General features: G+C 65.3%; 4 protein-coding genes and 1 riboswitch. All 4 genes read right to left on the bottom strand.

From position 1 onward, the window contains the following. Window positions 1-93 precede the first annotated feature (93 nt). Entirely contained in the window at window positions 94-696 is a 603-nt protein-coding gene (locus AACU78_RS06320; RefSeq protein ID WP_106580325.1) for a vWA domain-containing protein, read from the bottom strand. A 53-nt stretch (window positions 697-749) separates the two neighbouring features. Continuing rightward, window positions 750-1,748, bottom strand: a complete 999-nt coding sequence (locus tag AACU78_RS06325) for an ATP-binding protein (protein ID WP_106580321.1) — start codon at window positions 1,746-1,748, stop codon at window positions 750-752. Between the two features lie 145 nt (window positions 1,749-1,893). Beyond that, window positions 1,894-5,655: a cobaltochelatase subunit CobN gene (gene cobN, locus AACU78_RS06330; RefSeq protein WP_106580322.1), complete on the bottom strand. Its 3,762-nt coding sequence runs from the start codon at window positions 5,653-5,655 to the stop codon at window positions 1,894-1,896. 3 nt (window positions 5,656-5,658) lie between these two features. Continuing rightward, entirely contained in the window at window positions 5,659-6,726 is a 1,068-nt protein-coding gene (gene cobW / locus AACU78_RS06335) for a cobalamin biosynthesis protein CobW (RefSeq protein WP_106580323.1), read from the bottom strand. A 93-nt stretch (window positions 6,727-6,819) separates the two neighbouring features. Further along, a riboswitch (cobalamin riboswitch) is annotated at window positions 6,820-7,024 on the bottom strand. Window positions 7,025-7,050 lie beyond the last annotated feature (26 nt).

Here is a 7,050-nt window from a genome sequence, read left to right on the forward strand (position 1 = left end):
GGCAGGCTTGGAAAATTAAGGGATTTGGCAGGCGGGGAGTGACATGGGAAGCGGGGACAAGCGGAAATCGGCCAGAGTTCAGTTTTATTGACGCTACAGACTGTCGATATGCCGATAGTCCAGGTTCAGCGCCAGCGCCAGCTGTGCTGCTCGCCCAAGTGTGATCGGGCCGCGCTCAATATCCACCAGCAGCCCCGGGCAATCGAGCGCTGGCAAACCGGCAATATCCTTGAGCCGGCCATCGGTGATCACCAGCAGACGCTGTCGCTCGGCGGGGTAACGCTGGCGTCGCGCCTGCAGCCAATGCCCCGCCTCGGACAGCGCCGCCAGCAACGGCGTGCCGCCACCCGCGCCGAGTTGCGCCAGCCATCCGGTCAAGCCTTTGGCGGCCTTCAAGCCCTGCACTTGCCAGGTGGGCGACGGCCCGCTGGCCGTGAGTAATGCCATGCGCGCGCGTTGGCGGTAGGCATCGTCGAACAGCTGCGCGAGCAGGCCTTTGGCGTCGCTCAACGCACCATGGCGCCGCGTGGAGGCCGAGGCATCGACGATCACCAGCCACAACTCGTGGGCCGCGCGGGTGCGCAGGTGGTAGCGCACATCCTCACGGCAGTGCGGCCGCCCGCCGAGCAAGGTGCCCGGCCAGTTGATCGTGCCGTGTTTGGCGCTGCGCGCCTTGCCGTGCCTGCCGTTGTCCAGTCGCCCCGCCTTGGGCCGGGCATCCGCCCCCGCGTCAGGACGAGGGCGAATGCCTAAGGCTTTTTTGGCCAGGCAGGCACTTCCCGGCGTGCGCCCGTGGGCAAGGCTGGCGCGGGCATGTCGCCCCACTGGCCCTGGCCGGGTGAAGAGTCGGAAGGTTTGGGGGCCTGGCCTTGATTGGGCGGGCTCGCCGGCGGGGATTGCTCTTGCCGACGATGGCGCAAGGCAAACTCGGCCACGGCTTCGATGTCTTGCTCGGCGATGGCGGTCGCGCCACGCCAGGCGGCATGGGCGCGTGCGCCGCGCAACCACACCAGGTCCGCGCGCAGGCCGTCGACACCGGCGGCGAAACAGCGCTCGGTGATCTGCGCCAGGGATTGGTCATCCAGCTCAATGCTGTCGAGCCGCGCCCGCGCCTGCGTGCAACGCTCACGCAAGGCGCCTTGCTGCTCGGCCCATTGGGCGCAGAACGCGGCGGGATCGCTGTCGAAATCCAGGCGCCGACGAATGATTTGCCCACGCTCGGCGGGCAGGGTTTGCCCGCTCAACGCCACGTTGAAGCCGAAACGGTCGAGCAGTTGCGGGCGCAACTCGCCCTCCTCCGGGTTCATGGTGCCGATCAGCACGAAGCGCGCCGAATGCCGATGCGAGATGCCATCGCGCTCGATCAGGTTGGTGCCGCTGGCGGCGACGTCCAGCAGCAGGTCCACCAGGTGATCGGCGAGCAAATTGACTTCATCGACGTACAGCACACCGCCGTCGGCCTTCGCCAGTACGCCAGGGGAAAACTGCGCGCGGCCTTCGCCCAATGCGGCGTCCAGGTCCAGCGTGCCGACCAGGCGTTCTTCGGTGGCGCCCAACGGCAGGGTGACGAACTGGCCGCTGGCGAGCAGGTCCGCCAGACCACGCGCCAGGGTCGACTTGGCCATGCCGCGCGGGCCTTCGATCAGCACGCCGCCGATTTTCGGGTCGATGGCGGTCAGGCACAGCGCCAGTTTCAGTTCATCGGCGCCGACCACGGCGGACAGCGGGAAATGTGGAATGTCGGTCATGCAAGTTCTCGTTAAATTCTGCGGCACAGGCAATCCCCTGAGGTGGCCGGGCTTATCGTGGCTAGCGCTCGCCACAACAAGCCCGCTCGCCACATGTCTGCTTGCCACAACAAAGCTGCTCGCGACAACAGTCGGTGCTCGTACGCTAGCTGTCTTCTTCTATGTCCAGCAACAGGTTTTCCAACGCCTCGCGGTATGCGCCGGGTTCTTGCCACAGGCCACGTTGCTGGGCTTCGAGCATGCGTTCGGTCATGTCGCGCAACGCGTCAGGGTTGTGCTGCTGCACGAAGGCTCGGGTGTCAGCGTCAAGCAGGTAAGCGTCGGCAAGCAAAGCGTATTGGTGATCATCGATCAGCGCCGTGGTGGCATCGAACGCGAACAGGTTGTCTACCGTCGCGGCCATTTCGAACGCACCTTTATAGCCATGGCGCTTCACGCCTTCGATCCACTTGGGGTTGGCCGCGCGGGCACGGATCACCCGGTTCAGCTCTTCCTTCAAGGTGCGGATCTTGGGCAAGTCCGGCTGGCTGTGGTCGCCATGGTAACTGGCGGCCTTGTCGCCGCTCAGGGTTTCCACAGCGGCGAGCATGCCGCCCTGAAATTGGTAGTAGTCGTTGGAATCGAGCAGGTCGTGCTCGCGGTTGTCCTGGTTTTGCAAGACCGCCTGCACCTGGCTCAGGCGCTGGGCGAACTGTTCGCGGGCGGCGGTGCCTTCATCGGAACCACCGTAGGCGTAGCCGCCCCAGTTCAAGTAGACCTCGGCCAAATCCTCGCGGCTCTGCCACAGCCGTGCGTCGATCGCGCCTTGGACGCCTGCGCCGTAAGCCCCCGGTTTGGCGCCGAAGATGCGCCAGCCGGCTTGTTTTGCAGCGGCGCTCTCATCCAGACCGGCGCTGAGCAGTGCCTCACGTTCGCTACGCACCTTGGCCGCCAGCGGGTTCATGTCATCCGGTTCATCCAGCGCCGCCACCGCCTGCACCGCCGCGTCGAACAGGCGGATCAGGTTGGCGAAGGCATCACGGAAGAACCCGGACACGCGCAGCGTTACGTCAACGCGCGGACGGTCCAGGAGGCTGATCGGCAGGATTTCAAAGTCGTCCACGCGCTGGCTGCCCGTGGCCCAGACCGGGCGCACGCCCATCAGCGCCATGGCCTGGGCGATATCGTCGCCGCCGGTGCGCATGGTCGCGGTGCCCCATACCGACAGGCCGAGCTGGCGCAGATGATCGCCGTGGTCCTGCAGGTGCCGTTCAAGGATCAGGTTGGCGGACTGGAAGCCGATACGCCAGGCCGTGGTGGTGGGCAGGTTGCGCACATCCACGCTGAAGAAATTGCGCCCGGTGGGCAGCACGTCCAGGCGTCCACGGCTCGGCGCGCCGCTGGGGCCGGCCGGTACGAAGCGACCGCTCAAGGCATCCAGCAAGCCGCGCATTTCCGCCGGCCCGCAGGCATCCAGGCGTGGCGCGACGACGATGCGCAGGCTCTCGATGACCGACTTCACGTCTTCCCAGCCGGGCTCTTCAAGCTGCTCAAGCGGCCCTTCCAGCGCCTGTTCGATCAAACGCGCGGCATACAGCTCCAGGCGCTCGCGGGTATCACCGGCGGTGCGCCACAGCTGTTGATCGATCTTTTGCAAGACCTCGGGTCGGCGCCCGGTCCAGGGCTCGGCCAGGGCGCAATCGAGCGGGTCAAAACCCAGCTCGAAGGCCTTGGCCAATACGCGCAGCAAACTCGATTGCGGGCCACGGCCATCGCCGCGCGGAATGCGCAGCAAGGCCAACAAGGTGTCGATGCGCAAGCGGCCGTCGGGCGACTCGCCAAAGATATGCAGACCGTCGCGGATCTGCGACTCCTTCAAGTCACACAGGTAGGTGTCCAGGCGCGGCAGCCAGACCGCGGCGTCGGCGTCGTTATCCAGCTCAAGTTCCTGGTCGATACGGGTTTCGCGTACCAGCTTGAGGATGTCTTTTTGCAGTTCGAGCGCGCGGCGCGGGTCGAGCAATTGCGCCTCGTAGTACTCGTCCGCCAACAGCTCAAGGTTGCGCAACGGGCCGTAGGTTTCGGCGCGGGTCAGCGGCGGCATCAGGTGGTCGATGATCACCGCCTGGGTGCGGCGCTTGGCCTGGGCGCCCTCGCCCGGGTCATTGACGATAAAGGGATAGATGTTCGGCAGCGGCCCCAGCAGCGCATCGGGCCAGCAATTTTCCGACAGCCCCACGCCTTTGCCCGGCAACCATTCGAGGTTGCCGTGCTTGCCGACGTGGATCACGCCGTGGGCGCCGTAGGTGTGGCGCAACCAGAAGTAAAACGCCAGGTAGCCGTGCGGCGGCACCAGGTCCGGGTCGTGGTACACCGCACTGTGGTCGACCTGATAACCGCGCGCGGGCTGGATGCCGACGAAGGTCTGGCCCAGGCGCAGGCCGGCGATCATCATGCGCCCGTCGCGGCACATCGGGTCGTTGTGCGGCGTGCCCCAGCGCTCCATGACCGCTTGGCGATTGGCCTCGGGCAAGCGTTTGAACATTGCCTCGTAGTCGTCCAGGCCCAGGCTTTGATGACACGGGCGCAGGTCGAGGCTGTCCAGGTCATTGGTGACGCCACCGAGCAGTTCATGGATCAGCGCGGTGCCGCTGTCGGGCAATTCACTCGGCACCGGGTAACCTTCGGCTTGCAGCGCGCGCAGGATATTCAGCGCTGCTGCCGGTGTGTCCAGCCCCACGCCATTGCCGATGCGGCCGTCACGGGTCGGGTAGTTGGCGAGGATCAGCGCAATACGTTTTTGTGCATTCGGCACCCGCGCCAACTCGACCCAGCGCCGTGCCAGCTCGGCGACAAAATCCATGCGCTCGGGCGCGGCGCGGTAGCACACCACGTCGGACTGGCTGCGCTCGCTGCGCCAGGCCAGGTCCTTGAAGCTGATCGGCCGGCTGATGATGCGCCCGTCCAGCTCCGGCAAAGCGATGTGCATGGCCAGGTCGCGCGGGCCGAGGCCTTGTTCGCTGGCCTCCCAGCCGGGCTGATTGTCCTGGGCGCAAATCGCCTGGATCACCGGGACATTGCGACGAAACGGGCGCAGGTGCGGCGCTTCGGGGCTGGATTGGGCAAAGCCGGTGGTATTCAGAATCACCGCCGCCTGCACTTCATCCAGCAAGTCCTCGACCACTTTCAGGCAGCCGGGCTCTTTCAGACTGGCCACCGCCATCGGCAACGGGTTGAGGCCTGCCGCCTGCAAGCGCTGGCAGAACACGTCGATAAAACCGGTATTGGCCGCCTGCAAATGCGAGCGGTAGAACAGCACCGCCGCCACCGGAACATCGGCCTGCCAGTCCGCCAGCCAATCATTGAGGCGAGCGTTGGCTTTGTGCGGGTGATAAATCGCGGTGCGCGGCAGGGTTTGCGGCTCGGACCAGACGTAGTCGCGGCCCAGGTAGCTGCTCGCCAGGCAGCGATAGAAATCCAGCGCATTGCCCAGGCCGCCCTGGCGCAGGAAGTGCCAGAGCCGATCGCGCGCTTGAGCGTCTACGGTGCTCAAGCCGCTGAGTTCCGGGTCTGGGCGATCATCGCCCGGCACCAGAATCAGTTGTACGCCGCGCTCGGCCAGCTCCACCAGGCGTTCAATGCCGTAGCGCCAATAACCGATGCCACCGTGCAGCGAAATCAGGATGACCTTGGCGTGGCGCAGCACCTCATCGACGTACAGGTCGACCGAGGCATGGTTTTGCACCTGCATCGGGTTGGCCAGGCGAACGCTGGGGTAGTCGTCGGGCAACTGCTGAGCCGCTTCGGCCAGCAGCGCCAGGCTGGAGTCGCCGCTGCACAGGATCACCAGTTCAGCGGGGGTTTGGCCTAAGTCGGCGATATTGTCGTCCGAGACGAAACCACCGGGCTGGGTCCTGAGAAGGTGCATGGGTTAAACGCTGAGGGCGGCGCGCAGTTGCGCTTCAAGACCCGCCGCATCCAGTTCCTGGCCGATCAGCACCAGGCGCGTGATGCGCGCTTCGTCGGCGCCCCAGGCGCGGTCGAAGTGTTTGTCGAAACGCGTGCCCACGCCCTGAATTAACAGGCGCATCGGCTTGTTCGGGATTGCCGCAAAACCTTTGACGCGCAGGATGCCGTGTTGCACCACCAACTGGGTCAGGGCGTCGAGCAGCAGCGCTTCGTCGGCTTGCGGCAGGTCGATGGAGATGGAGTCGAAGGCGTCGTGATCGTGGTCATGGTCGTCTTCACCGTCGTGGTGATGATCGTGATGGCTGTGGCGACCGTCGATGTGTTCTTCGGAGCCGGCGCCCAAGCCAATCAGCACATCCAGTGGCAGGCGACCGCTGCTGGCTTCGATGATTTTCACCGCGGGCGGCAGCTCTTCGGCGACTTCCAGGCGCACGCGGGCCAGGTCTTCAGGGCTGATCAGGTCGGACTTGTTGAGGATCACCAGGTCGGCGCTGGCCAGTTGGTCGGCGAACAGCTCGTGCAGTGGCGACTCGTGGTCCAGGTTCGGGTCGAGTTTGCGCTGGGCGTCGACCTGGTCCGGGAACGCGGCGAAGGTACCGGCGGCCACGGCCGGGCTGTCGACCACGGTGATCACGGCGTCAACCGTGCAGGCGCTGCGGATTTCCGGCCACTGGAAGGCCTGCACCAACGGTTTTGGCAGGGCCAGGCCTGAGGTTTCGATGAGGATGTGGTCGAGGTCGCCGCGACGGGCGACCAGTTCGCGCATGACCGGGAAGAATTCTTCCTGCACGGTGCAGCACAGGCAGCCGTTGGCCAGTTCGTAGACGCGGCCGTTGGCTTCTTCTTCGGTGCAACCGATGGAGCACTGCTTGAGGATTTCACCGTCGATGCCCAACTCGCCGAACTCGTTGACGATCACGGCGATGCGACGGCCCTGGGCGTTGTCGAGCATGTGGCGCAGCAAGGTGGTTTTGCCCGAGCCGAGAAAGCCGGTAACGATGGTGACGGGGAGTTTGGCCAGTGTTTTCATCGGATGCCCTTTGGGGCGGGCATACGGGACGATAGGCCCTGCGGCGGCGCGCAGGAGCGGATTTCGTCACCGGATCACCCCGCCCGGTTGAAGTAGAAAATCGGTTACGAGGCAGGTCTCCTGGCTTGGGGCTTGCGGGTCTTGCGACCGGCGCTGGCTGCGCCTTCCCGCCATGGGTTAATGGCAGTGGCGTGGCAGGCAGTTGAACCCTTTACAGTTGCGGGGGCAGCCGCGGCTTGGACCGCGTTCCCTTCTTAGCTTCGGCGTGGGCCGAAGAACCTCGAGGGTGCAAGGCTACGCAGTGCGTGGGGGATGGTCAATGAT

This window comes from Pseudomonas sp. R9.37 (assembly GCF_963878885.1).
Classification (GTDB): domain Bacteria; phylum Pseudomonadota; class Gammaproteobacteria; order Pseudomonadales; family Pseudomonadaceae; genus Aquipseudomonas.

Coding starts and splice junctions, on each gene's coding strand:
- cobW (WP_106580323.1), bottom strand. CDS start 6,726: ATGAAAACACTGGCCAAACTCCCCGTCACCATCGTTACCGGCTTTCTC.
- AACU78_RS06325 (WP_106580321.1), bottom strand. CDS start 1,748: ATGACCGACATTCCACATTTCCCGCTGTCCGCCGTGGTCGGCGCCGAT.
- cobN (WP_106580322.1), bottom strand. CDS start 5,655: ATGCACCTTCTCAGGACCCAGCCCGGTGGTTTCGTCTCGGACGACAAT.